The 26,208-nt window shown below is 44.5% G+C and carries 28 protein-coding genes; 18 read left to right on the top strand and 10 right to left on the bottom strand.

What is annotated here, in order from left to right:
• The first annotated feature begins 21 nt into the window (after positions 1-21).
• Positions 22-1,797, top strand: coding sequence for a sodium:solute symporter family protein (locus G458_RS0110815; RefSeq protein ID WP_026951928.1), 1,776 nt, complete (start codon positions 22-24; stop codon positions 1,795-1,797).
• A gap of 58 nt (positions 1,798-1,855) precedes the next feature.
• Here the strand turns inward: G458_RS0110815 and gldD are convergent, their stop codons facing one another.
• Entirely contained in the window at positions 1,856-2,428 is a 573-nt protein-coding gene (gene gldD / locus G458_RS0110810) for a gliding motility lipoprotein GldD (protein WP_026951927.1), read from the bottom strand.
• A gap of 77 nt (positions 2,429-2,505) precedes the next feature.
• On the opposite strand from gldD, the gene G458_RS0110805 reads away from it, so the two are divergent.
• Positions 2,506-3,036 (top strand): DinB family protein, encoded by a 531-nt coding sequence (locus G458_RS0110805; protein ID WP_026951926.1) that lies wholly within the window; start codon positions 2,506-2,508, stop codon positions 3,034-3,036.
• A 75-nt stretch (positions 3,037-3,111) separates the two neighbouring features.
• Here the strand turns inward: G458_RS0110805 and G458_RS0110800 are convergent, their stop codons facing one another.
• The 4 genes from G458_RS0110800 to G458_RS0110780 all read right to left on the bottom strand — a co-directional run bounded on the left by G458_RS0110800 (position 3,112) and on the right by G458_RS0110780 (position 7,993).
• Positions 3,112-4,359 (bottom strand): NAD(P)/FAD-dependent oxidoreductase, encoded by a 1,248-nt coding sequence (locus G458_RS0110800; RefSeq protein WP_026951925.1) that lies wholly within the window; start codon positions 4,357-4,359, stop codon positions 3,112-3,114.
• A 78-nt stretch (positions 4,360-4,437) separates the two neighbouring features.
• Entirely contained in the window at positions 4,438-5,442 is a 1,005-nt protein-coding gene (locus G458_RS0110795) for a 4-hydroxyproline epimerase (RefSeq protein WP_026951924.1), read from the bottom strand.
• 111 nt (positions 5,443-5,553) lie between these two features.
• The gene (locus G458_RS0110790) at positions 5,554-6,999 is read right to left on the bottom strand and encodes an aldehyde dehydrogenase (NADP(+)) (RefSeq protein WP_026951923.1); all 1,446 of its coding nucleotides are present in this window, start codon (positions 6,997-6,999) and stop codon (positions 5,554-5,556) included.
• Positions 7,000-7,102: 103 nt separating this feature from the next.
• The gene (locus G458_RS0110780) at positions 7,103-7,993 is read right to left on the bottom strand and encodes a dihydrodipicolinate synthase family protein (protein ID WP_026951922.1); all 891 of its coding nucleotides are present in this window, start codon (positions 7,991-7,993) and stop codon (positions 7,103-7,105) included.
• 160 nt (positions 7,994-8,153) lie between these two features.
• Between G458_RS0110780 and G458_RS0110775 the strand changes: the two genes are divergently transcribed.
• The 3 genes from G458_RS0110775 to G458_RS0110765 all read left to right on the top strand — a co-directional run bounded on the left by G458_RS0110775 (position 8,154) and on the right by G458_RS0110765 (position 9,982).
• Entirely contained in the window at positions 8,154-9,023 is an 870-nt protein-coding gene (locus G458_RS0110775) for an AraC family transcriptional regulator (RefSeq protein WP_026951921.1), read from the top strand.
• Positions 9,024-9,215: 192 nt separating this feature from the next.
• Positions 9,216-9,761 (top strand): hypothetical protein, encoded by a 546-nt coding sequence (locus G458_RS0110770; RefSeq protein ID WP_035468035.1) that lies wholly within the window; start codon positions 9,216-9,218, stop codon positions 9,759-9,761.
• Positions 9,762-9,769: 8 nt separating this feature from the next.
• Positions 9,770-9,982 (top strand): hypothetical protein, encoded by a 213-nt coding sequence (locus G458_RS0110765; protein WP_026951919.1) that lies wholly within the window; start codon positions 9,770-9,772, stop codon positions 9,980-9,982.
• A 31-nt stretch (positions 9,983-10,013) separates the two neighbouring features.
• On the opposite strand, the gene G458_RS0110760 is transcribed toward G458_RS0110765, so the two are convergent.
• Both G458_RS0110760 and G458_RS0110755 read right to left on the bottom strand, forming a co-directional pair.
• Complete coding sequence (locus G458_RS0110760; RefSeq protein ID WP_035468033.1) at positions 10,014-12,128, bottom strand: outer membrane protein assembly factor BamB family protein; 2,115 nt, start codon at positions 12,126-12,128, stop codon at positions 10,014-10,016.
• Positions 12,129-12,152: 24 nt separating this feature from the next.
• Positions 12,153-12,944 (bottom strand): sterol desaturase family protein, encoded by a 792-nt coding sequence (locus G458_RS0110755; RefSeq protein ID WP_035468032.1) that lies wholly within the window; start codon positions 12,942-12,944, stop codon positions 12,153-12,155.
• A gap of 191 nt (positions 12,945-13,135) precedes the next feature.
• Here G458_RS0110755 and G458_RS0110750 point away from each other — a divergent pair, with 191 nt between their 5' ends.
• From G458_RS0110750 to G458_RS0110715, 7 genes are all read left to right on the top strand, one after another.
• Complete coding sequence (locus G458_RS0110750) at positions 13,136-13,801, top strand: heme exporter protein CcmB (RefSeq protein ID WP_026951916.1); 666 nt, start codon at positions 13,136-13,138, stop codon at positions 13,799-13,801.
• 172 nt (positions 13,802-13,973) lie between these two features.
• Positions 13,974-14,738 (top strand): SDR family NAD(P)-dependent oxidoreductase, encoded by a 765-nt coding sequence (locus G458_RS0110740; protein WP_026951915.1) that lies wholly within the window; start codon positions 13,974-13,976, stop codon positions 14,736-14,738.
• Positions 14,735-15,481 (top strand): M15 family metallopeptidase, encoded by a 747-nt coding sequence (locus G458_RS0110735; RefSeq protein WP_026951914.1) that lies wholly within the window; start codon positions 14,735-14,737, stop codon positions 15,479-15,481. The genes G458_RS0110740 and G458_RS0110735 overlap by 4 nt, the downstream gene beginning before the upstream one ends.
• Positions 15,482-15,584: 103 nt before the next feature.
• Positions 15,585-16,328: a ThuA domain-containing protein gene (locus G458_RS0110730; protein ID WP_026951913.1), complete on the top strand. Its 744-nt coding sequence runs from the start codon at positions 15,585-15,587 to the stop codon at positions 16,326-16,328.
• 96 nt (positions 16,329-16,424) lie between these two features.
• A complete protein-coding gene (locus G458_RS0110725; protein WP_026951912.1) occupies positions 16,425-17,006 on the top strand; it encodes a NifU family protein in 582 nt (193 codons plus the stop codon).
• A gap of 10 nt (positions 17,007-17,016) precedes the next feature.
• A complete protein-coding gene (locus G458_RS0110720) occupies positions 17,017-18,093 on the top strand; it encodes a DUF3810 domain-containing protein (protein ID WP_026951911.1) in 1,077 nt (358 codons plus the stop codon).
• A 54-nt stretch (positions 18,094-18,147) separates the two neighbouring features.
• The gene (locus tag G458_RS0110715) at positions 18,148-19,038 is read left to right on the top strand and encodes a M23 family metallopeptidase (protein WP_026951910.1); all 891 of its coding nucleotides are present in this window, start codon (positions 18,148-18,150) and stop codon (positions 19,036-19,038) included.
• Positions 19,039-19,040: 2 nt separating this feature from the next.
• Here the strand turns inward: G458_RS0110715 and G458_RS0110710 are convergent, their stop codons facing one another.
• Both G458_RS0110710 and dusB read right to left on the bottom strand, forming a co-directional pair.
• Positions 19,041-19,937, bottom strand: coding sequence for a DMT family transporter (locus G458_RS0110710; RefSeq protein ID WP_026951909.1), 897 nt, complete (start codon positions 19,935-19,937; stop codon positions 19,041-19,043).
• A gap of 101 nt (positions 19,938-20,038) precedes the next feature.
• Complete coding sequence (gene dusB, locus G458_RS0110705; protein ID WP_026951908.1) at positions 20,039-21,034, bottom strand: tRNA dihydrouridine synthase DusB; 996 nt, start codon at positions 21,032-21,034, stop codon at positions 20,039-20,041.
• A 38-nt stretch (positions 21,035-21,072) separates the two neighbouring features.
• Between dusB and G458_RS0110700 the strand changes: the two genes are divergently transcribed.
• The 6 genes from G458_RS0110700 to G458_RS0110675 all read left to right on the top strand — a co-directional run bounded on the left by G458_RS0110700 (position 21,073) and on the right by G458_RS0110675 (position 25,682).
• Positions 21,073-22,026 (top strand): CPBP family intramembrane glutamic endopeptidase, encoded by a 954-nt coding sequence (locus tag G458_RS0110700; protein WP_026951907.1) that lies wholly within the window; start codon positions 21,073-21,075, stop codon positions 22,024-22,026.
• Positions 22,001-22,207, top strand: a complete 207-nt coding sequence (locus tag G458_RS0110695) for a putative signal transducing protein (protein ID WP_026951906.1) — start codon at positions 22,001-22,003, stop codon at positions 22,205-22,207. The genes G458_RS0110700 and G458_RS0110695 overlap by 26 nt, the downstream gene beginning before the upstream one ends.
• The gene (locus G458_RS0110690; RefSeq protein ID WP_026951905.1) at positions 22,191-23,030 is read left to right on the top strand and encodes a phosphatidate cytidylyltransferase; all 840 of its coding nucleotides are present in this window, start codon (positions 22,191-22,193) and stop codon (positions 23,028-23,030) included. The genes G458_RS0110695 and G458_RS0110690 overlap by 17 nt, the downstream gene beginning before the upstream one ends.
• 70 nt (positions 23,031-23,100) lie before the next feature.
• Positions 23,101-24,378 carry a Glu/Leu/Phe/Val family dehydrogenase gene (locus G458_RS0110685; protein WP_026951904.1) on the top strand — a complete coding sequence of 426 codons (1,278 nt, stop codon included), beginning with the start codon at positions 23,101-23,103 and terminating at the stop codon, positions 24,376-24,378.
• Between the two features lie 70 nt (positions 24,379-24,448).
• Positions 24,449-25,108, top strand: coding sequence for a phosphatidylserine decarboxylase family protein (locus G458_RS0110680; protein WP_026951903.1), 660 nt, complete (start codon positions 24,449-24,451; stop codon positions 25,106-25,108).
• Positions 25,109-25,178: 70 nt separating this feature from the next.
• Positions 25,179-25,682: a hypothetical protein gene (locus tag G458_RS0110675; RefSeq protein WP_026951902.1), complete on the top strand. Its 504-nt coding sequence runs from the start codon at positions 25,179-25,181 to the stop codon at positions 25,680-25,682.
• Between the two features lie 20 nt (positions 25,683-25,702).
• Here G458_RS0110675 and G458_RS0110670 read toward each other — a convergent pair whose 3' ends face one another.
• Entirely contained in the window at positions 25,703-26,170 is a 468-nt protein-coding gene (locus G458_RS0110670) for a hypothetical protein (protein WP_026951901.1), read from the bottom strand.
• Positions 26,171-26,208 lie beyond the last annotated feature (38 nt).

Genomic DNA, 26,208 nt, shown 5'->3' with positions numbered 1-26,208 from the left:
GCCAATTTAAACCCAAACCTTATGAATGTTACTGCCTTGGATTGGGGCATCATCGCAGCCTTCTTCCTTATCTCCCTATTGATAGGTTTATTTTCTGCAAAAACCGCCGGTAGCTCGGCAAAGGAGTTCTTCCTTTCCGGCCGAAATATGCCTTGGTGGCTTTTGGGTGTTTCCATGGTGGCGACCACCTTTTCAGCCGATACCCCAAATTTGGTGACCGACATCGTCCGAAAAAATGGGGTTGCCGGTAACTGGGCCTGGTGGGCTTTCCTATTGACGGGGATGTTGACGGTATTTGTCTACGCCAAGCTTTGGAGAAGATCTGAAGTAACCACCGACCTTGAATTTTATGAATTAAGATATTCCGGTAAAGGAGCTGCCTTTTTGCGAGCCTTCCGAGCCATTTATTTGGGGGTGTTCTTTAATGTAGTCATCATGGCTACGGTTTCCCTTGCGGCGATCAAAATCGGCGGGGTTATGCTTGGACTTTCACCCATTCAGACTTTGCTCATTGCATCCGTGGTCACAGTTATTTACAGTTCCTTGGGCGGATTAAAAGGCGTCTTGTTGACAGATTTCTTTCAATTTTTTATCGCGATCATCGGTTCATTTGGTGCAGCGTATTTTGTCCTTGACTTACCTGAAATCGGCTCTTTGAATGGGCTTTTGACCCATGAGGTAGTTTCCACCAAGCTTGATTTTATTCCGGATTTTACGGATCCCAACGTATACATTCCGATTTTCATTCTTCCGATTGCGATTCAGTGGTGGGCTACCTGGTATCCGGGAGCGGAACCAGGAGGCGGGGGCTATATTGCGCAGCGTATGCTTTCCGCCAAGGATGAGAAAAATGCCATTGGTGCGACCTTATTCTTCAACGTGGCTCATTATGCCCTGAGACCTTGGCCCTGGATCATTGTAGCTTTGGGCTCCATCGTGATTTTCCCGACTATCGCTGATTTACAGGAGGCTTTTCCAAATATCCCAGTGGACAAATTGGGTGATGATTTAGCCTACTCCGCCATGTTGACTTTCCTTCCTACCGGTTTGATCGGGATCGTGTTGGCTTCCCTGATAGCTGCTGTAATGTCTACCCTGTCCACACACCTCAACTGGGGATCTAGCTATGTGGTGAATGATTTTTACCTGAGATTTGTGAAGCCAGATGCTTCAGATAAGCAATTGGTAGCCGTGGGTAGGATCTCAACGGTGGTTTTGATGTTTTTGTCTGCAATATTGGCCTTGGCACTTTCTTCTGCCTTGGATGCTTTCCAAATTCTTCTGCAAATCGGAGCTGGAACAGGCTTGATCTTCATTCTTCGCTGGTTTTGGTGGAGAATCAATGCCTACACCGAGATCTCTGCGATGGCGATTTCTTTCGTGGTAGCCATTTTCTTTGAAGTGATCAATCCAAAAATCGGCCTTATTGATATTCCTGCAGAGATGTCCTATTTGAAGCTGGTTTATTCCGTGTCGATCACTACTGTCGGCTGGTTATTGGTGACATTCCTGACCCAACCAGAGAAGGATGAAGTGCTGTTGAGCTTTTATCGAAAAGTTACTCCGGCCTCTTTGGGATGGAAAAAGATATTGGAAAAATATCCGGCTGAGAAGGAAGTTAAAGGTCAATTGGGTACTGAAGTCGGACTAATGATCACCGGAACTTTCATGGTGTATTCAGCTTTATTTTCCACGGGTTTCTTTATCTATGGAAATGTAATCCCGGGTACTATAGCAGCTATTATAGCCCTGATGGGAGGATTGATTATCTTGAGATCCTGGAAAAATATGCACTAAGGGTATTTTCCCCATTAAAAATCCTGCCTTCTTAAGGGCAGGATTTTTTTTGTGGGTTTTATTGGTCAAACTTGACCGAATTCATTAAATGAGTCATGTCAATTTTGATGTATTCAATAACCGGGGCCAATGAGTCATTTTTCATGGCTGTTTCAAAATACAGGGCTCCCCGAAGAAAGTGGGAAGTAGAGTCGGTGACAAAAAACTGGAATTGGGTCGGAACTTCTCCTGTGAGTTCTGCTACTACCGCAGAGTAGCCATTTGGAGTAACCAAAACTCCCTCTTCAATTCCATAAGCTTTGATCTGATGCTTTGCGGTGAGTTTGAACGCATCATTTGAAAGCGTTTTGAAATCATTTTTATCTCTGATGGTCTTGTAAGTCAAATGGACCTTTGCTCCAAAACCCTTGTAATTTAGGTTGATCCAATTTTTTTCTGCCAAATTGAAGGAGTCTGCTTCCACAGTGCTGTGTTTGGAATATTCCAATTGATAGGGGTATCCGGACTCCAAACTTTGGAATTCATGTGGAGGAAGATCTATTCGGTTGTATCCTGGAGGTTTGGGGAGCCATATTTTTTCACAGGAATACAGCGCTACGCCGATTATCAGGAAAGCCAAGATTCTCTTCATGGCTTAAAATTAGGTTTTCCATTTGATTTGACTGGAGAAATTGGCAACTTTAAGATTACACCAAATAATAAATGGTTATGAAAAACAAAATTAAAGTTTTATTATCTAGCCTTCTGCCGGCAGTCTTTTTGACAATAGGATCTTTGGCGCAAGCCCAAACGACCAAAGAGGAGTTTTTGAGTAAATGGAATAACAGCAAGCAGTTTACCTTGGACGTTTTGGCCAAAATGCCTGATTCTGGAATGGATTACAAAACAGATCCGGGAGCCATGTCCTTCAAAGAGCAGATTCATCATATCGGTTCAGCCATTATAGGGATATCTCAGGGCTTCTTGAAAGGGTCTTCAGATACGCCTTCTCTGGATGTGAAAACCGCTACTAGAGCTCAATTGGCGGAATTTGTAGGTAAGGCTTATGATTACGGTGCTGCGAGCATAAAATCCCTAAGCGCCGCGGATGAAGCGGAGGTAATTGAGGTTTTTGGAAACAAGGTTTCCCGTCGGCAGGTTGAGGCTTTGTTGATGGACCATAGTACCCACCATCGTGGAGCAGCCATTGCTTATTTGCGAGCAAATGGAGTTGAGCCACCAGCCTTTGTTGGATTCTAATTTTCTCAAGAAGGTGAAAAAAAGCAGTGGAATAATTCTGCTGCTTTTTGGTTTTAGGAGTAATTAAGAAAGTTTTTAATTGAATCTTCCCACTTCAAATCCCCGAATTTCCATGGATGTGTCCTTGGCCTGATGAAGCTCGGCCAATAATTTTCCGGTCGCCGGAGCCAAAGAGATCCCCATCATAGAGTGACCGCTTCCTACCAGTACATTGGAATAATTTGGAGCAAATCCAATGTAGGGCAGTCCATCAGGTGAACAGGGTCTGAGGCCTTTCCAGATTTCATTTTCATTTGGAAACTTGGACTCAAAGTCGGGATAGTACCTGTTGATTGATTCAAATATTCCTTGGACCCGCCTCATGTCCACACTTTGGTTGGTTCCGGCAATTTCCAAAGTACCACCAAAACGAATGGTTTCTCCATAAGGGCTGACCGCTACTTTCTGTTCCGTAAGAATGGTGGCCTGTCTGATCTCCGGTTGGTTTTTCTGAAGGAATGAATACCCTTTTCCTCCCATCATGGGCATGGAAAATCCCAGCATTTTTGCCAATTCTGCAGACCAGGACCCGCCACATAGGAGGATCTTTTCTGCTTCTATCTTGCCTTGGTCTGTCAGGATTGCACTTACTTTCGACACGGTTTTTTCAAATCCTTGAACCTGAGTATTGGATAGGAATTTCACTCCTTTTTCTTCCAGGTATTTTTTCAAAAAACCATACAAAGCTCCGGGGTCCAAGTGGGCGTCACCCGGAAAAAGAACTGCTCCCCGAGCCTTCAGTTCAAGATTGGGTTCAATGGTGCGAAGGTCTGCTTGAGAAAGAATTTCCGCTTCCAGCCCATGTTTTCTGGCCAGATAGGCAAATTCTACTTCTTCCTTTTCCATTCCCTCGGTCTGATAAGCCATCATCAGTCCCTTTTCCTGCATTGCCAAGGCGGCTTCAGGATGCTCTGCTTTGAAGTCTAAATAAAGGGCTTTGGAAAGAAGACTGAGATTTTTCAGAAATGGGATGGCTCTTTGGACTTGCTTTTCATTGGCTGATTTGAAAAAAAGCAGGCACCATTGGAGGAGTTTGAAGTCTAATCGGGGGTGGATGTAGAATGGGCTTTTGGAAGAAAACATCCAAGAAATCCCTTTGGTGACCATTCCAGGAGCAGCTAAGGGGATGATGTGACTGGGCACAATCATACCTGCATTGCCCGTGGAGCAATTGTCCCGGAGATCAGTCCGGTCAAGGACGGTGACTTCTATGCCTTCTTTTTGCAGGAAATAGGCTGAAAAAAGCCCGATAATTCCTCCGCCGATGATGAGAGTTGGTTTCATAAAATAGTACTAAGTAACAAGTACCAAGTACCACGAGCACAAAAAGCTTTGTACCTGGTACCTTGTAAATGGTACAAATTAAATCACTTGAAATCCATGGACATACGGATCATCGTCATCCAGGATGATGGTATTATAGCCATATACTTTTGCCCAGCCTTCGATACTTGGGACGATAGCCGGTTTGCCTGCGATTTCGGTCACTTCTTCGATTCTTCCGACAAACTTGGATCCGATGAAGCTTTCGTGAATAAATTCATCGCCAGGTTTCAGCCAGCCTTTGGCAAACCACTGTGCCATCCGGGCGGAAGTGCCGGTGCCACAAGGTGAGCGGTCTATGGCCTTATCTCCGTAGAAGACTGCATTTCGAGCAGTACTATTTTCTTCCAGTGTTTTTCCTGTCCACATCACATGGGATAAGCCGCGAATTTGGTCATGCTCAGGGTGGATAAAATCGTAGTGCTCATTCATCTTTTTGCGGAGATTTCTAGCCATGGAAATCAACTGTTCGGCCTTGAATTGTTCCAGTCCCGGGAAATTTTCCTGTGGATCTACAATGCAATAAAAGTTTCCTCCATAAGCCACATCCACGTTTAGTTTCCCCAACTCTTCAATCTCAATTTCCAGATTTTCTGCAGCCAAATAGCTTTTGACATTAGTCAGCTTGACGGATTTTACTTTTTTGCCTTCCTGCTTGTATTCGACCAGCACCAATCCAGCTGGGGCTTCCATTCGAAGAAATCCGGGAGTTTTAGGATGGATCAGTCCCTCTTCAATGGCAATGGTGATGGTTCCAATAGTCCCATGGCCACACATGGGAAGACAGCCGGAAGTTTCTATGAAAAGGACGGCAAAATCATTTTCCGGATTATGAGGAGGAAAAAGCATAGAGCCGGACATCATATCATGTCCTCTGGGCTCAAACATCAACCCAGTTCTGATCCAGTCCAGATGCTCTAGAAAATACTGACGTTTTTCCAGCATGTTATTTCCTTTCAGAAAGGGTACTCCTCCTGAAACAACACGTACCGGATTGCCACAGGTGTGGGCATCGATGCAGGAAAATGTGTGTCTTGAAGACATAAGAATTGAAATATTGGAAGATTCTAAAATTGAGAGTGGTAAGGTGGTAAAGTAGAAAGGAAGCTTCAACTTTACTTTTCCCCTCGTAAATCGTCATTCGTAACTCGTAAATTATTTTTCCCAATTCCCATTAACCATTCTCCAGATGCCCAGTGGGTTTTCATCCTGAAGGGCGTCGGGCAGCAAGTCTTGGGGCATATCCTGAAAGGCAATCGGACGTGCAAATCTTTTGATGGCATAAGCTCCGACCGAGGTGCTTTGTGGCGCTGTAGTGGACGGGAATGGTCCTCCATGCTGCATGGCATAGCCGACTTCCACTCCTGTAGGTACTCCTTTGAATAATAGTCGTCCGCATTTTTCCTCCAACAGATTTAAGAGGAATAACTGGTTTTTCAATTCCTCCTCTTCTGCCCAGATCGTAATGGTCAGCTGTCCATGAAGATGCTCAGCAATTTCTTCCAGCTCAGTTTGGCTTTGGTACACCACCATCATAGCAAAGGCACCAAACACTTCTTTTTGGAATAAGGAATCCTTCAACCAGTCATGGGCTTTGATTTCTGCCAATGCCGTGCTTCCGTTGATCAAATGCTTGGGATCAGCCACCTTCACCCAACGTAGTTCTTCACGGGCTTCCAAAAACTGAATGGAATCGTAATAGGCCTGAGCTATTCCCTGGTGAAGCATCGGGGCTGCTGCAATTTCTTTCAACTCAGCGGAAATCGCATTTTCAAAGTCCTTTGCCTGTTCTTCCGGAACAAAAATCAACCCCGGATTAGTACAGAATTGTCCTACACCCAAAGTCAGGGAGGAGACAAATGCCTTTGCCAGGCCGGGGATATTGTGGGAAAGTTTTTTCGGGAAACAGAAAATCGGGTTGACAGAGCCCATTTCCGCAAATACCGGAATGGGTTCCTCCCGCTTATTTGCCAAGTCAAATAGAGCTTTTCCACCTGCGTGCGAGCCGGTAAATGCCACCGCCTTTGCCAATGGGTGTTGGACCAAAGCCTGGCCTTCTGCAATACCTCCTTCCACATGGGTGAATAGGGCGGATGGTAATCCACATTTCAACAAAGCAACATGGATGCAGTCAGCCACTTTTTTGGAGGTTTCAGGATGGGCAGGATGAGCTTTGTAAATTACCGGGCAACCAGCAGCCAATGCTGAAATGGTATCTCCTCCGGCAGTCGAAAAAGCCAGAGGGAAATTGCTGGCGCCAAAAACTACCACAGGTCCTAAAGGGGTCAGCATTCTGCGGATATCTGCCCTTGGAAGAGGTGTGCGGTCTGGCATGGCTGGGTCAATCGTCGCTTCAACCCATGAACCTTCTTTTACCATTTTCGCAAACAGCCGAATCTGTCCAGTAGTCCTACCCAGTTCTCCATTGATCCTTCCTTCCGGTAGATTGGATTCCTGAACAGCCAGAGGTACAATTTCGGCGCGATATTCCTCCAGGGTGTCAGCTAAGGTGTCTAAAAACTCGGCCTTCTCTTTTCCTGGTAGGTTTTTGTAAAACAAAAAGGCTTCTTGGGCGGAAATAAAGATTTGATCTAGGTTCATATGATTGGAAAATTTTGAAATTGTAAAATTGAAAGTGGCTGGAAGACGGAAGACCGAAGTTCATTTCCGACTTCCGACTTCCGTCTCCCAGCTTCTTGCTTTCTCACAATTTCGGCCTTTTTGCCAATCCATCGGTAATTATCTTCTCAATTCTCGCTCTTTCTTCGCCGATCAAGGTCAATCTTGGTGCCCTCACGTGTTCAGATCCAACCCCGCAATGCTGCTCTGCGAGCTTGATGTATTGAACCAGCTTCGGATGGATATCCAACTCCAAAAGCGGCAAAAACCAGCGGTAAATCTCTCTGGCTTCCTCTATTTTCCCTTCCTGAACCAAGTTGAAAATGGTCACTGTTTCCTTGGGGAAGGCGCAAACTAAGCCAGCTACCCAACCTACGGCTCCCATCAGTAATTCTTCCAAAGCCAAAGTATCCACACCGCAAAGCAATTGGAAACGGTCTCCAAATCGGTTGATCATTCGGGTTACATTGGAAATGTCTCGGGTGGATTCTTTGATCGCCTGTATATTCTGACATTCTGCCAGCTCTGCAAACATATCGATGGTCACCAAAGTCTTGTAATCCACCGGATTGTTGTAGATCATCATCGGGAGTTTGGTGGCCTTAGCGACTGTTTTGAAATAAGTGACTACTTCTCTGGCATCCGCGGCATAGCGCATAGGAGGGAGGATCATCAAGCCGGATGCACCAAGCTCTTCAGCCTTTTTGGCCCAGAAAAGTGCGTCTTGAGTAGCCCCTTCAGCAATATTTAAAATTACCGGCACTCTGCCGTTAATATATTTTACCGTTTCAGCTGTAAGTGTAATTTTTTCCTCCTGAGACAAAACAGAGCTTTCACCTAGAGTTCCTCCCAGAATAATTCCATGAACTCCACTCTCCAGTTGGAAGTCAAGGTTTTTGAAAAACAAGTCCATGTCCAGACTTCCGTCTGCGTGAAACTTCGTGGTGACTGCGGGAAATACGCCTTTCCAGTTCATAGTTGTTTGGTTTTTTACCACTGAGGGCACTTAGATTTGAAATCAAAAGTATGAGGAGCTGGGTGGAATTACTTTCACTGGATTAATTCATTTTGGTATCATATTGATCAATTATTGAAATTTCGACTCTAATTTTGTTCAATTTGATATTATTTGTAGGATGGCTAAAGTTATTTCCTTTCAAGTTCCTAAATCCCAACGTGAGTTTGTCCGGTATCAGGAAGACCGTGGTTCCCATTTTTATGACAAACTTCACCAGCACCCACAGCTTCAGCTGACAGTGATTTTGAAAGGTAAGGGGCAATTCTTGAGCGGAGATTATCTGGGGAGGTTTCAGCCTGGAGATGTTTTTTTTCTGGGAGAAAATGCTCCCCATGTGTTTCGAAGTGATTCAGAGTTTTTTGATCCTCAACTGAACCTTGAATCGGCAGGCAATACCGTTTTTTTTGATTTCGAAACGTTAGGCAAGTCGGTGGGAGAACTGGAAGATCTTCAAAGTCTGAGGAAGTTCAAGGAATTCTCAGGCTTGTGCTTTCAGTTGGTAGGGGATACTCGGGAGAAGATTTCCCGGATTTTTGAGGATTTCGCTCCAAGTCAAGGTTTACTCCGATTCCAATTAGCTATCCAACTCTTGAGCTTGGTAGAAAATGCCGAGGAAGACTTGGTTCCCCTAAATAAAATCAACCTTAGTCAGGGACTTTCCGAAAAAGACGGATCCCGAATGGATCAAGTCATGCAGTTTATTTTGGAAAATCGATTTCAAAGGATCACTCTGGATCAGGTCGCCTCGGTAGCCAATTTGAGTAAAGAGGCATTTTGTAGGTTTTTCAAACTAAGGACAAGGAAAACCTTTACGCAATATTTGCTTCAACTGAGAATTCAAGAGGCGGAGAAGCTTCTACAGGAGACAGATTTAGGAATAGCTGCGATTGCATTTCGGGTGGGGTTTGAAAATTTATCCTATTTCAACCGTAGTTTTAAAGCCTTGATCGGAACGACTCCCCTGCAGTTTAGAAAAGCTTCCGAGTAATGACTCATGGGATTTGTATCATTTTTTCCACAGTAATGGGATAAGTATTCCCAGTATTTTTAGACTGGGATGAGTGGTTTTAGGCCAGAAAACAGCCTTCAGCTCATCTGGTGACCGATTACACTACCGATCCTATTTCTACCGCTGGCATGGCACCAATGTTGGCTTATTTCCGGCAAAACCAATTACACCATGAAAAAGCTATTTGTATCTTTTGCCTTCCTCTTATTGGGAGTATGCGCATTTTCTCAACAAGTCCGCGAACTTGATGAAATCAGCAGGGACAATTCTTGGCTAAAAGTAGGAGTCAATCTTGGAGTTCCTGTCGGGAATTATGGTAATTATTCCTCAGCAGCAATGGGAGTAGACCTAGCAGGTCAGTTTATGCGGACTGACAATTTTGGACTGGGTATCGCAACGGGATATACCCGTTATTTTGAAAAAGACAACCCGGATTTTGTTGTCAATGCAAAGCAAGGATTCGGCGTTATTCCTTTGGGGCTTATGTTTCGATACTATCCACAACCTGAAGGAGTTTTTGTAGGGATAGACGGTGGTTATTCCTTTGTTACTGGAAATAACTTCACAAAAGGAGGCGCTTATTTGAGACCTCAGCTGGGCTATCACAACTACGAATGGAATATTTTCGCTTTCTACAATCAAATCTTTGAGTCTTCTCCTATAAGTGACATTCAGTCTATCGGGGTAGCTGTGACTTATAATATCAGATTTAAATAAACCTAATCATGGAGAATCAACTCAGGACATATGGGAAAGGATTGGCTTTTACCTTCTTTTCCCTACTTATGACTCTTCAGGCATTTGCACAGGATAAGGGTCTGGAAATAGAAGTGAATATTGGAACAGAGCCGGTTTGGTATCAACAGACCTGGGTTTGGATAGTAGGAGGAGCAGTTTTCATCCTTCTGCTAGTGGCCCTGCTACGAAAAAAGAGATAGTCATCAGGTCGGGAAGAATTTCCCGACTTTTTTATTGGGGTAGCGCGAAAGCCACGTAAGCATCCCCACTTTTTGTTCCTTTCCCACCGCCACAGGCAATGACTAGGTATTGTTTTCCATGAATTTCATAGACTGCTGGGGTAGCATGACCCGCTGCCGGCAAAGGGGCTTCCCAAAGGATTTTACCGGTTTCTTTATCAAATGCCCTGATTTTTTCATCCTTGGTAGCGGCAATAAACAATAGACCTCCGGCAGTAACTACCGGTCCCCCATAATTTTCCGTCCCACTCATTTCTACTCCATACTTACTTAGAGAATCTATATGTCCTAAAGGTACCTGCCATTTTTTCAATCCGGTATTCATGTCTATTGCGGTCAATAGCCCCCAAGGAGGATTTGAACCATACATACCGTCTTCAGTTACCAACTTTTTGTATCCCTTCATATAATATTGTGGATACAGCTTTGTGTTTTCAGCCTGAAGTTCCTGTTTGTCGCCTTCCTCTGTTTTTCCCATCAGATAATCCACGAGCAGCCTTCTTTCTTCCAATGAAATATGGGAAAAGGAGGGCATGGCTCCCCTTCCTAATCGGAGTATTTTTTCCAAGGAGTCGGAGCTGTATTTTTTGTCTATCCCAATTAAAGTAGGAATGGAAGCTGCAACTCCCTTTCTGTCCAAACCATGGCAATTCCCACAATAATTCGAGTAGATAGCCTTTCCGGCATTGCCGAAATTCGCATTTGGGGTCATTTCAATGAGCCAGGGGATTTGATTCGCATTTACATAGAGAGTTTGGGTCTCGGGATCAAAGGAAGCTCCACCCCATTCTCCTCCTCCGTCCATTCCGGGGAAAAGTACGATTGGTTTTTCCGGATGTGGAGGCGCCCAAGTGTCACCCAAAATCGCGTTTTGGAGTTGATTTCGAATTTGATTTTCCCAATCCGGCTTAAGATTCAGGATGTCCTTTTCCTCAAAAACCATATTCATAAATGGCTCAGGTAAGCTCGGAATGGGTTGGGTTTTGGAGCTGAATTCCCCGGGCATCACGCTTTGGGTCACCGGAATTTCTTTTATGGGCCAGATGGGTTTTCCGGTTTCTCTTTCAAAAACATAGGTCATTCCCTGTTTGGAAATCTGGGCTACGGCCTCAATCCATTTCCCGTCTTTTTGGATTCGGATCAAATTGGGGTTGGCCGGAAAGTCCCGGTCCCAAATGTCATGGTGGACTGCTTGAAAATGCCAAATTCTTTTTCCTGTTTTGGCGTCCAGAGCCACAAGGGAATTGGCGTAAAGATTGTCACCGCTTCGATATCCTCCCCAGAAATCATAAGTAGCTGAACCCGTCGGGACAAATACGATTCCCCGCTTTTGGTCCACTGTCATGCCAGCCCAATTGTTGGCTCCGCCGATTTGGCGGATGTACTTGGGATTCCAAGTTTCAAAACCTTCCTCCCCTTCATGCGGGATGGTGTGGAATATCCATTCCCGTTTTCCGGTTTTGATATTGTAGGCTCGGATATGACCGGGAGCGGCATCCAGTCCTTCCGAGAGTCGCATGCCCATAATGATTTTGTCTTCAAAAATAACCCCAGGAGAGTTGGATACAATCAGGAAGTCCTCGAGGTCTGTATCCAAATCTTTTCTCAAATCCACTTTTCCTTGGTCTCCAAAGGTGCGTATAGGTTGGCCTGTTTTGGCATCTAGAGCCATTAGCCAGTTTCCGGCGGTGAATAGAATCCTTTCTTCATCTCCTTCCATCCAATAGCTGACTCCTCGGTTGGTGCCTGCCCAGGAATTTTCCCCTCCCAAAACCTGAAATGGATCGAATCTCCATAACTCGGCTCCGGTAGATGCATCCAAGGCAAATACATTCAACTTAGCAGTGGTTCCAAATAGCTTTCCGTTTGCTACGATGGGTTGACATTGAATCTGGCTCCGTTCTGTCGCATCCCCGGTATGATAGATCCACACCACTTGAAGTTGGGCGACATTTTCTCGGTTAATCTGAGTCAAAGAGGAATAACGGGATCCATCCTCGGGTCCTCCATAATGAGACCAGTCTGTATAGTCTATTTCAACTGCTTTATCAGTGCAAGAAAAGGCCCAAAGACAGATAGCAGCGATTAAGATTTTATTGGAAGTCATTGGGAGGATTTCATAAGGTAGATTTCAGGCTATCTGATTCTCTGGAGATTTAATGGGTTTGGTTTGGGTCACTTGGTCAAACTTAATCTCGTAATCTTCTCTGAGTGTTCCAAAAAGTCTATCCCAAATCAGAGTGTAAAGGCCATAATTCCCATGGAAATATTGATGATGCTGGTTGTGAGCTGTACCCGTGTTGATCCATTTTCCGATCCAGGTTCTATGGAAATTCTTGGGGTATAATTCATACCCCAGGTGCCCATAGACATTATAGGAAAACTGAAATAACATAAACAAACCGAATGCAGCTTGATGAACGGGAATGACTAACCCCAAGACTAGGATGATTCCCGCTTCCACTATCGCTTCCAAGGGATGAAAAGCATACGCTGTCCATGGGGAGGGATTGGTGGATTGGTGGTGAACTTTATGGATTGCTTTGAAAAGTTTGGGATGATGCATCATTCGATGAGCCCAGTAGAAATAGGCATCGTGGATCAAAAACATCAGTGGAAAACTCAAGTAAAAATAGATCCAGCCGTATTTGTCCACCGATTTGTAATATAGGGTGTAAGGCTCCAGGAGAATGAAAACCACAGAAGCTACCGTGGCGAAAATCAGAATAGTCATCAGAGAGTACGTGATGTCTCTGGAGTAATCCTTGAGTTTGGGAAATTTGGCCTGCATTTTTCGGCTTGCCAGGATTCCTTTGAGCACGAAATAAAAAATGAAAAAAACAGTGCCTGCAATCAGGAAATAACGAAAAGTCACGTTTCCGGCAATTCTGGTCCATCGAATGAAGAAATCTTCCCAAATCATTTTCTTGAGTTTGAAGTGTTTAATTTAATCAGAGAATCCTTTCCAATCAAAAGGGGCTGATGTCTCTCAAAGATTCCACAGATATAAAGTTCATCTGTTTTAATCTGAGACTTCCGAGAGCCATGAGTAAGTCGGGAAAATCCTTAAGTGCCTTTTAGTCTTCGTGGCTAAAAAAGTATTTACTTTGAACCATGTGGAAAGAAATCTCAGTCCTGATCCGTAAGGAAATCACCCTGGAGTGGAGGCAGAAGTATGCCTTGAATGGGATTTTGCTTTATGTGGTTTCGGCCGTGTTTATTACTTACCTCAGCGTAGGAGCCAAAATGGGGAACCTTTCCATTCCGACCTGGAATGCCCTGTATTGGATCATTATTTTATTTTCCGCGGTGAATGCTGTTGCCAAAAGCTTTGTCCAGGAGCATCAAGGTCGGCAGTTGTATTACTACATGATCGCTTCACCGGAGTCCATTATCGTTTCCAAAATCCTATACAATACTGGCCTGACCTTGATTTTGGCGCTATTGGGCTATGGCGTTTTTTCGGTGATTTTGGGGAATCCAGTCCAGGATCAAAGCCTTTTCCTGCTCAACTTGGTGTTGGGTTCTGTGGGGTTTTCGGCCAGTCTGACGATGGTGAGCGGGATAGCTTCAAAGGCAGGAAACAATGCCACTTTGATGGCTATTTTGAGCTTTCCGGTTATTATCCCAATTCTGCTGATGGCGATCCGCATTTCCAAAAATGCCTTGGATGGGCTGGATTGGAGTGTAAGTGCTGATAAGCTCCTGAGTTTACTGGCCATCAATGCAATTGTGGCAGCCACGGGATATATTTTGTTTCCCTATTTGTGGAGAAGCTGAATTCGATGTACGATTGACGAGTGGATGGAGGGACATTAAACCCCATATTCCCAAGGGAATTTTTTCTCAAAAAAAGAAATCGCTAGGTATCGAAAGGAGAACTGTTCGGTGTTCAAAGTCAATTTTCCAATTTTCCAATTTTTCAATCTTTCAATCCTTCTATCTTTATTCCATGGAAAATAAAATTGCTTTAATCACCGGAGCGACCTCGGGAATTGGAAAAGCCTCAGCGATCACCCTGGCCAAAATGGGTTATGATATCATCGCCACCGGTCGAAGAAAGGATCGTCTGGAAGATTTGGAAAAAGAACTTCCATCTACTAGTCGCTATTTACCTTTGGTTTTTGACGTGCGGGATCGGGAAAAAGTGGGCGAAATCCTAGGGAGCCTTCCTGAGGATTGGAAAGCTATCGATGTCTTGATCAACAATGCCGGGAATGCCCATGGGATGGATCCTATTCAGACCGGAAGTTTGGACGACTGGGATGCGATGATGGATATCAATGTGAAAGGATTGCTCTATGTCTCCAAAGCGATCATTCCCGGAATGACGGAGCGCAAATCAGGCACGATTATCAATATCGGTTCCATTGCCGGGAAGGAAGTCTATCCCAACGGAAATGTGTATTGTGGCAGCAAGCATGCAGTGGATGCCATTACCAAAGGCATGCGAATTGACTTGAATCCCTTTGGCATCAAAGTGATCGGAATTCATCCGGGTTTGGTGGAGACGGAGTTTTCCCTAGTTCGATTTAAGGGGGATGATCAGCGCGCCGAGAAAGTTTATCAGGGCTTTGAGCCCTTGGTAGCCCAAGACATCGCAGATATTGTGGAATTTGTGGTCAATCGGCCTCCTCATGTGGTGCTGGCGGATATTGTGGTTTTGCCAACTGCACAGGCATCTGCTACCTTGGTTCAAAAAAATCTTCCACAATGAAATACTTCTCGCTGCTCCTGATATTGGGAGTTATAGCCTGCACAAGTCCCAAGAGTGACCAGGAATCTTTTTCAGAACTGCAAAGAGAGGAAATTATTCCTATTACAGTTGGAGAGGGCCAATCTCTAGTGTCTCCGTTGGAGCAAAAATTAATTGATCAGGGTTTGGTGGATATCCAAACCGTGGATCCCAGCATCCGGGTGGAGTTGAAGTATTCCACGGAAGATAATTTTTTCGGAAAGGATGTGTACGGGGATTTGACCCGATGCTACCTCCAGCCTGAAGTAGCCAAGCTTGTGAAATTAGCTAATGAAACTTTACAAAAAGAATATCCCCATTTGACCTTGTTGATCTACGATGGAGTCAGGCCGCTGAGCGTGCAGCAGATTCTCTGGGACAGTCTGGACAAGCCCGATAGTATCAAGCCGCTGTATGTGGCTGACCCCAAGGTTGGGGGACTCCATAACTTTGGGGTTGCAGTGGATTTGACCATTTTTGATACCCAAGCAGATTCAGTTTTGGATATGGGAACTGGCTATGATTTCTTTGGCTATCCAGCTTATCCAGATCGGGAAAAACAGATGCTAGCCGAAAAGAAAATCACCCCAGCCCAAATTTCCAATCGGGAAATCCTCAGAAAAGTGATGAAAGGGGCAGGTTTTACAGGAATCGGTAGCGAATGGTGGCATTTCAATGCATTTTCACGAAAAGAAGCCGGAGAGAAATTTCCGCTTATAAAATAATTTTGGATATGGGATTTCGGAAATCGGTTTATTCCAGACAAATCCCAAATCCGAAAGTTGAAATCCGAAATCAAAACATCCATAACCCATAACCTCAAAACCTATGAATCAAAAATCGACATTTCTTACCCTTTTGCTGGCTTTGGTGTTCAGCTTTGCCGCTTTCTCCCAGCAGGGTGGGCAATATAGAGTTTTGGTATTTTCCAAAACAGCCGGTTTCCGGCACCAATCCATTCCTGAAGGTGTGGCTGCCGTGAAAAAACTCGGCCAGGAGCAAGGATTTGGGGTGTATGTCACCGAAGATGCCAATCAGTTTAACGATGAAAATCTGGCCAAATACGATGTAGTTGTTTTACTTAGCACCACAGGGACCATTTTCAATGAAGCCCAAAAAGCCGCTTTCCAGAAGTTTGTGCAAAGCGGAAAAGGAGTGGTTGGTATCCATTCTGCGACAGATACCGAATACGAATGGCCTTGGTACAACAAAATGATTGGCGCTTATTTTCTAGCACACCCAAGACAGCAAACTTTGAGACTTCAGGTGAAAGACAAATCTCACCCATCCACATGGCATCTGCCGGACAACTGGCTTTGGTATGATGAATTGTATGAATTCCGCGAAGTGAATCCTGCCATCAAGGTATTGATCAATGCCGACGAGACCACCTACGAGCCGGCCAAACCCATGGGAGCAAATCACCCGATGGCTTGGTATCATGAGTTTGACGGAGGGAGAGTTTTCTACACTGCCTTAGGTCATGTCGAGGCTGCTTGGTCCAATCCTATTTTCTTGCAGCACGTTCATGGAGGAATCTGGTACGCGGCTAAAGGAAAGCTTCCGAAGTGATTTGGAGTTAAATCACCTAAAAATCAGGAAAAAGATGAGGCTTCGGAACTTCCGAAGCCTTTTTTGGTTTTTCTTTACAACCAAAACAAGAATCCCATGCTGAAAGCACAAGCACGCCCTGTTCACCTCTACATGGAGGCCAATCCCAATCCCAATTCCCTGAAGTTTGTTGCCAATTTTATGTTGGTGGATGAGGGAGTCAGTTTTGATTTTCCGGATGTAGCCAGTGCCGAAAATAGCCAATTGGCCAAGGAGCTTTTCAATTTTGCCGCAGTCCAGCGGGTGTTTATCGCTTCCAATTTTGTGACTGTGACCAAGTCAGAGGAAGTAGAGTGGCCGGAGATCCAAACGATCATCCGGGATCATATCAAGCAATACCTGGAATCCGGACAAAAAGCCGTGCAGGCAAGCTTTGATAAGGATCCACTTTTCGATGAGAACGATTCAGAGGTGGTCAAAAAAATCAAAGGAATTTTGGATGAATACATCCGTCCCGCAGTAGAGCAGGATGGTGGAGCCATCGTATTTCACTCTTTTCAGGACGGTGTGGTGAAGGTTTTGCTTCAAGGTTCTTGCTCAGGCTGTCCGTCCAGTACGGTGACCTTGAAGGCAGGCATCCAAAACCTGCTGACCCGCATGCTTCCTGAAGTCAAGGAAGTGGTGGCCGAGGGAATCTAAAACATCTATTATGGGCAAACGGGACTGGTCTTGGGCACTTTTGGGCATTTTTGCGCTAGCCATCCGCTATTTTGCCATTCAAAATCCGGAAGCGACCGACGATTGGTATTCCCGTCGGTTTTTTCCAGGAGTACGAAATGTCATCGATCTGACGCTGGGGAATTTGCCTTTTCCCAGCGTCTATCTTTTTATTTTGGTGGTGATATTGGTTTTAGGGATTTATCTTATAAGAGTCCTTGAAAAACCTAACTGGAAATCCAAAAGTCTCTATTCATTTCAGGCATTGGCCAATGGGCTGGGAGCTTTGATTTTTTTCTTTTTGGTGCTTTGGGGATTTAATTACCAGCGAACGCCCATTTTTCAGCAGCTTTCTTTAAAGCCTAAATCCTTGAATCTGATTCAGCTGGAGTCAGAAATTAACATTACGCTTCGTCTGGTGGAGCAATATCGTACCCGCTTGACTTATGATACTTTGGCCATCACCGAAATCATGGAGTATCCCGAATTGGAAAAATTGGTTCGTGGGAATATGAGCGAGAATCTGGAGATTTTAGGATTGAACTTCACAGGGAGACCCCGGACTAAGATGTTCCCCCCTCCGGGATTTATGCGAAAAATGGGGATTCTGGGGATCTATTTTCCATTTACCGGAGAAAGCTACATCGACCCGACTTTGCACGCCTTGGAGCAGCCTTTTACAGTGGCTCATGAGATGGCGCATAGCTATGGGGTGACCAATGAAGGGGAGGCAAATTTTATCGCTTGGGTAATCTGCTCCAACTCGGAGTATCCCTTGCTTCGGTATTCCGGACACCTGCGTCTGTTGCAATACCAAATGAGGGATTATTACCGAATGGCTCCCGAGGAATATAAGACTTGGGTGAAAACCCTTTCCCGAGGGGTGAGAAATGACCTGAATTCACTTCGGGAAGCGTCCGAGGCGATCAAGCCATTTTCTCTGGAGCTGAGCCGAAAATCCAATGATATCTTTTTGAAATCCCAAGGGGTAAAAGCAGGTGTTAACTCCTATCAGCAGCTGCCTATGCTTGCTTATGCCTGGAGAAAAAGAATGAATTTGGAAGATTGATTTTGAATTTTTAGAAAGCTAATTAGTTTTAGAAAAATTTAATTCATTCTTCAAATGCGCAGCTTATTTCTTTCCTTTTGCTTTTTTATTTCCGTCTCCTTTTGCGGCTTTTCTCAAATGATCAAAGTCTCAGCCGAGCGGGATGATGCAGGCAATGTCCTGATTAATGCTTCCAATGCCGATGTGATTCCCTACACCTTGGTATTTGATTTTTCCAACCTTCAAAATTTGAGTGGGGGATCCAGCACGGTGATTTCCAATCCCGGGAATTCTAGAGTGGCTACCCTCAAGAGAATCAATGCCAATCAGGGGACCAATTACTCTTATACCTATTCCTATGTCAAAGGGAATATTTTTGCCAAGTCCAAAATTGAACCGGTGTACTTAATTCCTGTTCCTGCAGGGGTAACGGTGGAGGCTCAGGCCATGAAGAGCCTAGGAGAGACTATCAGCAAAAATGCGGGTTCCACATTTACTGGGGTATCATTTCGCTTCTCTGAGCCTTCCCCAATTCTGGCTCCTCGAAAAGGAATCGTTTCTTCCATGGACATGACTCATAATCCTGAGAATAAAAATCTAGCTTACTCAGCTAATGAGAATATGATTGAGCTCTACCATGAGGATGGATCTTTTACAAGAATATCCGTATTGAGAGCAGGTTCGGAGAAAGTAAAAATAGGCCAAACCGTACTTCCAGGGCAGATTCTGGCGGAATCAGGAGGCGAAAATTATGAAAATGGAAGGCATGTCAGGGTGGTGAACTTTAGGTATGAAAAAGAAAATACCGGTAAGTTTCATTCGGTCATCTTTCCGGTAAAGTATGCTGTTGCAGAGGGTACAGAAATGGTTTTCAAAGGTCAAAAAATTGAAGTGGCTCATCCTGAGGAGGTGATAGCTTTGGAACTTAGCAAAAAAGAGCTGAAATCCGTCCAGGAAGGAAAGTGATTTTATTTCCTGTTTCCAATCCAAACTCCTAAAATCACTCCCGCAATTCCAATGTAGTGACCTAAAAGCAATACCTCTCCATCCAAAACTCCCCACATGATTGCGACGATGGGAATGGTGTAGGTGACCAAGCTCGCAAAAAACGGGCTGGCACTTTTCACCATGATATTGAAAAGAATCAAAGCTGTCGCAGTACCAACCATACCCAGGATAGTGATGTAGCCTAAGGCCTGAAATGCATCTGGATGGGTAGCGAGCTTGTAGGAAAACTGCGTTCCGGCAAATAGATAAAGCAAGGCCAAAGGCAAAATCATCAACAGGGAAATGGAAGAGATCTCGATGGACTTCAGCTTGCTGAATCGGGTTTTGATCACGTGAAGGTTAAAGGAATAACAGATGCAGGCTGCAATCACAAAAAGCCCATAGGCATTGATTCCCTGAAGGGATTCCCATCCTCCACCATCCTTGTAAGTCACGAGAACAATCACGCCAATTAGGGCGATAAACAGTCCAAATGCATTTCTGTGGGTTATTTTGGTTTTGAAAAATATAGCTCCCACTAATACCACAAACAAAGGAGTCAACGCATTCAGTACCCCAGTCAAAGAACTGCTCAATTGAGTTTGGGCCATAGGGAAAAGAAAGGCAGGTATGAAGCTGCCCAGCAATCCGGCAATGATCAGGTTTTTGACCTGGGTTTTGCTGAGATTTTTTATCCTGGGTAGGGACAAGGGAAGCAAAAGCGTAGCAGCGGCTACCATCCTATAGGCACCGACTTCACCTGGAGAAAAGACCTCCAATCCTTTTTTGATCAGGATAAATGAGCTACCCCAGATGAGCGTCAGAATGGTCAGTAAAGCCCAGTTTTTCAGACTGTTTTCGGGGGATTGGGAGCTCATGGTAAAAGCTGGTGATTTTCGCCTGCAAAGGAAACAAATAGTAAAGTAAAAGTGACTAAAAAAAAGACCTCAGAAGAGAAATTTCTGAGGTCCGGTATTTATCAAGGTTGAAATTCATAATCTGCATACAATTCGGCTACCTGGTTCAGGATTTCGCATACCTGCTCGTAAGTGTCAGCGGTGACCATTTCAGTTCGGAATGGTTTGAAATTGGGCATGCCCCGGAAGTAGTTGGTGTAGTGACGTCTCATTTCCAAAATCCCCTGCTTTTCGCCTTTCCATTCAATGGAAAAATCCAGATGTTTTCGGGTGACGGCCAGTCTTTCGGTCAGGTCTGGAGCAGTGAGTTTTTCGCCAGTTGCCAGATAATGTTTGATTTCATTGAAAATCCATGGGTATCCAATAGAGGCTCGACCGATCATCATTCCGTCCACATTGTATTTGGCTTTGTACTCGGCAGCCTTTTCTGGAGAGTCGATGTCCCCATTTCCGAAAACAGGAATGTGCAACCTTGGATTGTCTTTGACTAAATTCAACCAAGACCAATCGGCTTCACCTTTGTACATCTGCTGACGGGTCCGAGCATGAATGGAAATTGCCTGGATTCCTACATCCTGCAGTCTCTCTGCGACTTCGACAATTTTGATAGTCTCGTGATTCCAGCCTAGTCGGGTTTTTACCGTCACGGGAATGTTTACACGCTTGACGATTTCTGCAGTCATGGAGACCATTTTGGGAATGTCCAGAAGAATTCCTGCTCCGGCGCCTTTGCAGGCGACCTTATTCACCGGGCAGCCGTAGTTGATATCCAAAATATCCGGACCAGCTTCTTCAGCGATAGCTGCCGCCTCCCGCATAGATTCAATCTCGTTACCAAAAATCTGTATTCCGATGGGTCTCTCATAATCGTAGACATCCAGCTTTTGAACACTTTTGGCCGCATCCCGAATCAGCCCTTCTGAGCTGATGAATTCGGTGTACATCAGGTCGGCTCCATTTTGCTTGCATACAGCACGGAAAGGCGGATCACTCACATCTTCCATGGGTGCTAAGAGCAAAGGAAAATCACCTAATTCTATATTTCCAATCTTTACCACTTCTCAATTCTAAATTTGCCCGTAAATTTAGCCCAAATATGGAGATTTACGAAACTCAGGCAGAAATCGCAAAACGGAAAAACTGGCTCTTGTCCTTGGTTGTCACAGTGTTAGTTACTTTTGGGGTTTTGGTTTTACTGCAAGCCATTGCATTGGCATTTGTTCCCACCTTGTTTCATATCACCCTGGAAGAGCTTTTGGGCTTGATGTCGGGCAATTATGATGTCCCCAATGGAAGGATGGCGATGCTTTTTGTGCAGGGAATTGGCTCTGGAATTGGATTCTGGGTTGCGGCCTGGATCATTACCAAATTTATCGACAAAGCCGAACTTCACTGGGAAGTTCAAAATCAGCGATTCATTCCCCGATACCTTTTAATTGTCTTGGGGATCACCTTGGGAGGAATGCTCTTCAACGGGCTTTTGATTTATTGGAACGCTCAGCTTTCCCTGCCGGAATCAATGAGTTCCCTGGAGAATTGGATGAAAGAAATGGAAATCCAACTCATGGAACTGACCAAGTTTCTCACGGATTTCCAGACTATTCCGGAGCTTTTGGCGGGGATATTGGTCATTGGGTTTTTCGCAGGTGTCGGAGAAGAAATGTTCTTCAGAGGCCTGGTGCAGCCCAAAATGCAATCCTATCTGAAGTCTTCTCATTGGGGAATTTGGGTGACCGCCATCATCTTCTCTGCGATTCATGTACAGTTCTACGGATTTGTTCCCAGAGTATTTTTGGGAGCCTTGTTTGGATACATGTACCACTACTCGGGAAGTCTATGGTATCCGATTTTGGCGCATATCATCAACAACAGCTTTACGGTATTGATGGTGTATTATTCAAATCAGGGGCTCATAGAGTTTGATTTGGAGTCCACAGATGACGTTTCATATCCTGCCGCTGTCTTTGGACTTTTGCTTCTTATAGTTGGATTCCTTTACTTTAAAAAAGTCAACCAAAAAGCTCATGGAGAACTGGATCAGGGTTTTTGAAGATCAAAACCAAATTCGGGCTGAAATAGTCAAGGGGGTTCTCGAAGAGCGAGGAATTCCTGCTGTTGTGATGAACAAAAAAGAGTCCGTCTATCAGCTCCACGGAACGTATGAGGTGCTCGTTCCCCACGAAAAGGTCCTCGATGCCATGCAAATGATTCAGAATGAGATCTCGTTTTAATATCAATAATTACAGCAATTTAGGTCAGCGTGCCATCACGGCTTTAGTGGGAGGGTTGATTGTAGTGCTGGGATCTATTTATTCAGATTGGACCTATTTCCTGATTTTCGGGGTGATTTTGGCTTTTTCCCAAATGGAGTTTTACAAGCTTTCTGGCTTGGACGGGATGCTTCCTCTGAAGAGTTTTGGGACATTACTTGGTCTGATGATCTTTGTGCTGACCTTTATGGTGGAAAAGGAAAGGATGTCTCACGAATATCTTTTCCTGATTTTCCCCTTGCTTTCTCTGATCTTTTTTGTGAAGCTGTATAAAAAGACCGATAAGAAGCCGTTTACAGGTGTAGCCTATACTTATTTGGGAATTGTGTACGTGGCAGTTCCTTTTTCCCTATTAAATCTGGCTGTGTTTTCTGTAGATCAGATTTATCATTTTGAAATTCTAATCGGCTGCCTCCTGATCCTTTGGGCCAGCGACACAGGTGCTTATTTTGCAGGGACAAAGTTCGGAAAGACCAAATTATTCGAGCGCGTATCTCCCAAAAAGTCCTGGGAAGGATTTTTGGGTGGGGCGTTCTCTGCGATAGGGGTGGCCTTTATCATTTCCCAGTATTTCCATGTGATTGCAGATTGGAAATGGCTGGTGATCGCCGGGATCATCATCATTGCTGGCACCTACGGAGATCTGATTGAGTCGCTTTTCAAGCGTTCGATCGAGATCAAAGACTCTGGCAAAGGACTCCCAGGACATGGGGGATTTATGGATCGTTTTGACGGATTGCTACTTTCAGCCCCTTTTATTACGGCTTTTTTGAAAATCTTCTAATTCTGAGGCTTGCTGTGTCAAAATCCTTTTAAGTTTGTATTGCATTTCGCTTTATTAAAAAAAACCCAATATGGCTTACATTGAACCGGCTCCGATAAAGGACAAAGAGAATCCTTTGGAGTCAATGATGGAAAGATTCAATATCGCTGCCGAAAAACTCGGTCTCTCCGATGAGGTGTACAACGTATTGAAAAATCCTGCCAAACAAGTAATCGTTTCCCTGCCTATTACCATGGACAATGGAAAAATCCAGGTATTTGAGGGGATTCGGGTAATTCATTCTAATATTCTAGGACCTGCCAAAGGTGGAATTCGTTTCGCTCCGGATGTTCATTTGGACGAAGTTAGAGCTCTGGCTGCCTGGATGACTTGGAAGTGCGCAGTTGTGGACATCCCTTATGGCGGTGGTAAAGGCGGCGTACGCTGCAATCCGCGGGAAATGTCAAAAGGTGAAATCGAGCGTCTGATGCGTGCCTATACGATGGCAATGATTGACGTTTTCGGTCCGGACAAGGATATTCCAGCTCCAGACATGGGGACAGGCCCAAGAGAAATGGCCTGGTTGATGGATGAATATTCCAAAGCTCATGGGATGACGGTCAACTCTGTGGTCACCGGAAAGCCATTGGTTTTGGGGGGATCTTTGGGTAGAACAGAAGCCACTGGTCGTGGAGTAATGGTGACTGCCTTAGCAGCCATGCAAAAGCTTAAAATCAACCCATTTCAGGCTACCTGCGCTGTTCAGGGATTCGGAAATGTGGGAAGCTGGGCAGCCCAATTGCTAGAGGAAAGAGGATTGAAAATCGTCGCAATTTCTGACCATACCGGTGCATTTTATAACGAAAAAGGAATCAATATCGAAGAAGCTATCAAGCACAAAGAGGCTAATAATGGTACTTTGGAAGGCTTCAAAGGCGGAGATCGCATGGAAAACCCAGGGGACTTGCTGACACTCAATGTGGACGTGCTTGTGCCTGCGGCCATGGAAGACGTGATCACCGCGGCTAATGCTGAAAAAATCCAAGCCAAACTGATTGTTGAAGGGGCCAATGGGCCAACTTCAGCCAAAGCGGATGCCATCATCAATGAAAAAGGAATCATGGCTGTGCCTGATATCTTGGCTAATGCCGGTGGGGTAACCGTGTCCTACTTCGAATGGGTTCAAAACCGATTGGGATACAAGTGGACTGCTGACCGCGTCAACAGAAGATCTGACCGAATCATGAAAGATGCCTTCGAACACGTGTACCAGGCTTCTCAAAAGTATGATGTACCGATGAGAATTGCAGCGTATATCGTGGCTATTGACAAAGTGGCCAAGACTTATACCTTCCGAGGAGGGTTCTAAGTCGAGTTCACCATAAAAGTTTTAAATTTGGGGCGTGGGAGATAATCTCACGCCTTTTTAACTCAAAAAAATGACTATACATCGAGAAGGACGTGTGCTACTGTTTTGGATGATGATCATCTTAGTGGCCTTGAATTATTTGATTTATTATTATTTCCCTGAAGCCAGGCTCTGGAGCAATGTAGCCATCATTGCCAGCGTGGTTTTTTACCTGATTATACTTCAGTTTTTCCGAAATCCGATTTTCCCGCTTCCCAACGAAGATGGGATAGTGTTTGCACCGGCGGACGGGAAGGTAGTTGTCATTGAGGAAGCTTTTGAGGAGGAGTATCTCAAAGAAAAGACAAAGCAGGTATCCATTTTCATGTCTCCGATTAATGTTCATGTGAATCGTTCGCCTGTCAAAGGCGAAGTGGAATACTTCAAATACCATCCCGGTAAATATCTGGTGGCTTGGCATCCCAAAGCGAGTACCGAAAATGAGCGGACTTCCATGGTGCTCAAGGACGCCAAGGGTACTAAAATCATGGTGAGACAGATAGCGGGAGCTTTGGCTAGAAGAATCAAATGGTATGTCAAGGAAGGCTCTCAGCTAGAACAAGGCGGTGAGTTTGGATTTATCAAATTCGGATCGAGGGTAGACCTCTTTTTACCACTCGATGCCGAAATCCTCTGTCATTTGGATCAAGTGACTAAAGGAGGAAGGACTCCAATTGCCCGGCTAAAATAAATCTCGGAAATTGTATCGAATGATTTAGTGTGTGCGTTTAGGAACTGAACCTTTATTAAAAACGCAGATGATGAAACAATATTTTTCTTTAACACTTGTAGCGGTAATTGCCATTTTGGTTTCCTGTGCTGAAAACGAAGAACCGTCCAGCCCCTTGTTGGGAACTTGGGAAAGTCGGGTATATGTAGATTCCCTTAACCTTTGGTTTGTGGAGACTATGGAATTTAAAAATGACAGCATTTTCGATTTGACTCAATCCTTTCGGAGCTCTGAAACGGGACCGGATCTCGGCTATCGTCTAATGGCTCCGAGTTGGTATAATCTTGAAGGAAGCACCTTTAAATTCTATTATTCAAATGGGCTTTTTCATTTCAGTACTCCTAACGATCCTGCTTTGTATGTGCCAAAATCAGAATTAAAAGTTGGAGTGGCTGATATTTTCAGAATACCGGAGGGAGTATTAACCTTTACATCCGACAGGAAAAAATTTAAGTACGAGGAAAATTGTTTTGTGGTGAGTCCAAATAATCCTTGTATCCAGTTGCCACCGAAAGAATATATTCGGGTGAAATAAAAAAAATGGCTTTCTAATAATTAGGAAGCCTTTTTTATTTTAAATAACCACAGGCCCATTCCCGCTGAGGTCAGGAAAAAAATCAGAGTACTCCATTCGAAAATTCTTCTCTCGCTGAGCTTGGTATCGATTTCTTTTTCCTTTTCTGCCAAAGCTCTCTTCAGGATTTGAACGTCCCTTTCGAGGCTCTGAGTGATGGTTTTGTAATCATCTTTTTCCTGACCGATTACCGCAGTTTCCACTTTGCCTGAAAACTTCAGCTCTTCGATGATCTGATTGTCCTTGGCAAGGATTCTCTCCAGCCATTCGTTGGTTTCGATCATGTCTTTTTTGGTTCTGTTTCCAAAAATCCCAGACTTTTTCGACTCTGACTTTTGCCATTGCTGATGAAGTGCCTGACGCTCCTGAACAAGCTTTTCTAGCTTGGCACTTTCCATATTAGGGGTTTGCCACAAGGACATCCAAAGGGTAAAAATGATTGTCAGCATGAATATTTGTTTATCCTGAATTTTGCAAAACACAAGCC

This window comes from Algoriphagus mannitolivorans DSM 15301 (assembly GCF_000429425.1).
In the GTDB taxonomy this organism is placed as follows: domain Bacteria; phylum Bacteroidota; class Bacteroidia; order Cytophagales; family Cyclobacteriaceae; genus Algoriphagus; species Algoriphagus mannitolivorans.
Note: the sequence above shows the minus strand (reverse complement) of the source record. Positions and strands in the feature narration are given on the sequence as shown.

Excerpts from the sequence above, each read along its gene's own strand:
- G458_RS0110670 (WP_026951901.1), bottom strand. The coding sequence starts at position 26,170 with ATGCTGACAATCATTTTTACCCTTTGGATGTCCTTGTGGCAAACCCCT.
- G458_RS0110795 (WP_026951924.1), bottom strand. The coding sequence starts at position 5,442 with ATGTCTTCAAGACACACATTTTCCTGCATCGATGCCCACACCTGTGGC.
- G458_RS0110800 (WP_026951925.1), bottom strand. The coding sequence starts at position 4,359 with ATGAAACCAACTCTCATCATCGGCGGAGGAATTATCGGGCTTTTTTCA.
- G458_RS0110760 (WP_035468033.1), bottom strand. The coding sequence starts at position 12,128 with ATGACTTCCAATAAAATCTTAATCGCTGCTATCTGTCTTTGGGCCTTT.
- G458_RS0110725 (WP_026951912.1), top strand. The coding sequence starts at position 16,425 with ATGCTGAAAGCACAAGCACGCCCTGTTCACCTCTACATGGAGGCCAAT.
- G458_RS0110775 (WP_026951921.1), top strand. The coding sequence starts at position 8,154 with ATGGCTAAAGTTATTTCCTTTCAAGTTCCTAAATCCCAACGTGAGTTT.
- G458_RS0110790 (WP_026951923.1), bottom strand. The coding sequence starts at position 6,999 with ATGAACCTAGATCAAATCTTTATTTCCGCCCAAGAAGCCTTTTTGTTT.
- G458_RS0110780 (WP_026951922.1), bottom strand. The coding sequence starts at position 7,993 with ATGAACTGGAAAGGCGTATTTCCCGCAGTCACCACGAAGTTTCACGCA.
- G458_RS0110770 (WP_035468035.1), top strand. The coding sequence starts at position 9,216 with ATGAAAAAGCTATTTGTATCTTTTGCCTTCCTCTTATTGGGAGTATGC.
- G458_RS0110815 (WP_026951928.1), top strand. The coding sequence starts at position 22 with ATGAATGTTACTGCCTTGGATTGGGGCATCATCGCAGCCTTCTTCCTT.
- G458_RS0110805 (WP_026951926.1), top strand. The coding sequence starts at position 2,506 with ATGAAAAACAAAATTAAAGTTTTATTATCTAGCCTTCTGCCGGCAGTC.
- G458_RS0110675 (WP_026951902.1), top strand. The coding sequence starts at position 25,179 with ATGAAACAATATTTTTCTTTAACACTTGTAGCGGTAATTGCCATTTTG.
- G458_RS0110700 (WP_026951907.1), top strand. The coding sequence starts at position 21,073 with ATGGAGATTTACGAAACTCAGGCAGAAATCGCAAAACGGAAAAACTGG.
- G458_RS0110755 (WP_035468032.1), bottom strand. The coding sequence starts at position 12,944 with ATGATTTGGGAAGATTTCTTCATTCGATGGACCAGAATTGCCGGAAAC.
- G458_RS0110765 (WP_026951919.1), top strand. The coding sequence starts at position 9,770 with ATGGAGAATCAACTCAGGACATATGGGAAAGGATTGGCTTTTACCTTC.
- G458_RS0110680 (WP_026951903.1), top strand. The coding sequence starts at position 24,449 with ATGACTATACATCGAGAAGGACGTGTGCTACTGTTTTGGATGATGATC.
- gldD (WP_026951927.1), bottom strand. The coding sequence starts at position 2,428 with ATGAAGAGAATCTTGGCTTTCCTGATAATCGGCGTAGCGCTGTATTCC.
- G458_RS0110695 (WP_026951906.1), top strand. The coding sequence starts at position 22,001 with ATGGAGAACTGGATCAGGGTTTTTGAAGATCAAAACCAAATTCGGGCT.
- G458_RS0110690 (WP_026951905.1), top strand. The coding sequence starts at position 22,191 with ATGAGATCTCGTTTTAATATCAATAATTACAGCAATTTAGGTCAGCGT.
- G458_RS0110710 (WP_026951909.1), bottom strand. The coding sequence starts at position 19,937 with ATGAGCTCCCAATCCCCCGAAAACAGTCTGAAAAACTGGGCTTTACTG.
- G458_RS0110740 (WP_026951915.1), top strand. The coding sequence starts at position 13,974 with ATGGAAAATAAAATTGCTTTAATCACCGGAGCGACCTCGGGAATTGGA.
- G458_RS0110735 (WP_026951914.1), top strand. The coding sequence starts at position 14,735 with ATGAAATACTTCTCGCTGCTCCTGATATTGGGAGTTATAGCCTGCACA.
- G458_RS0110720 (WP_026951911.1), top strand. The coding sequence starts at position 17,017 with ATGGGCAAACGGGACTGGTCTTGGGCACTTTTGGGCATTTTTGCGCTA.
- G458_RS0110750 (WP_026951916.1), top strand. The coding sequence starts at position 13,136 with ATGTGGAAAGAAATCTCAGTCCTGATCCGTAAGGAAATCACCCTGGAG.
- G458_RS0110715 (WP_026951910.1), top strand. The coding sequence starts at position 18,148 with ATGCGCAGCTTATTTCTTTCCTTTTGCTTTTTTATTTCCGTCTCCTTT.
- G458_RS0110730 (WP_026951913.1), top strand. The coding sequence starts at position 15,585 with ATGAATCAAAAATCGACATTTCTTACCCTTTTGCTGGCTTTGGTGTTC.
- G458_RS0110685 (WP_026951904.1), top strand. The coding sequence starts at position 23,101 with ATGGCTTACATTGAACCGGCTCCGATAAAGGACAAAGAGAATCCTTTG.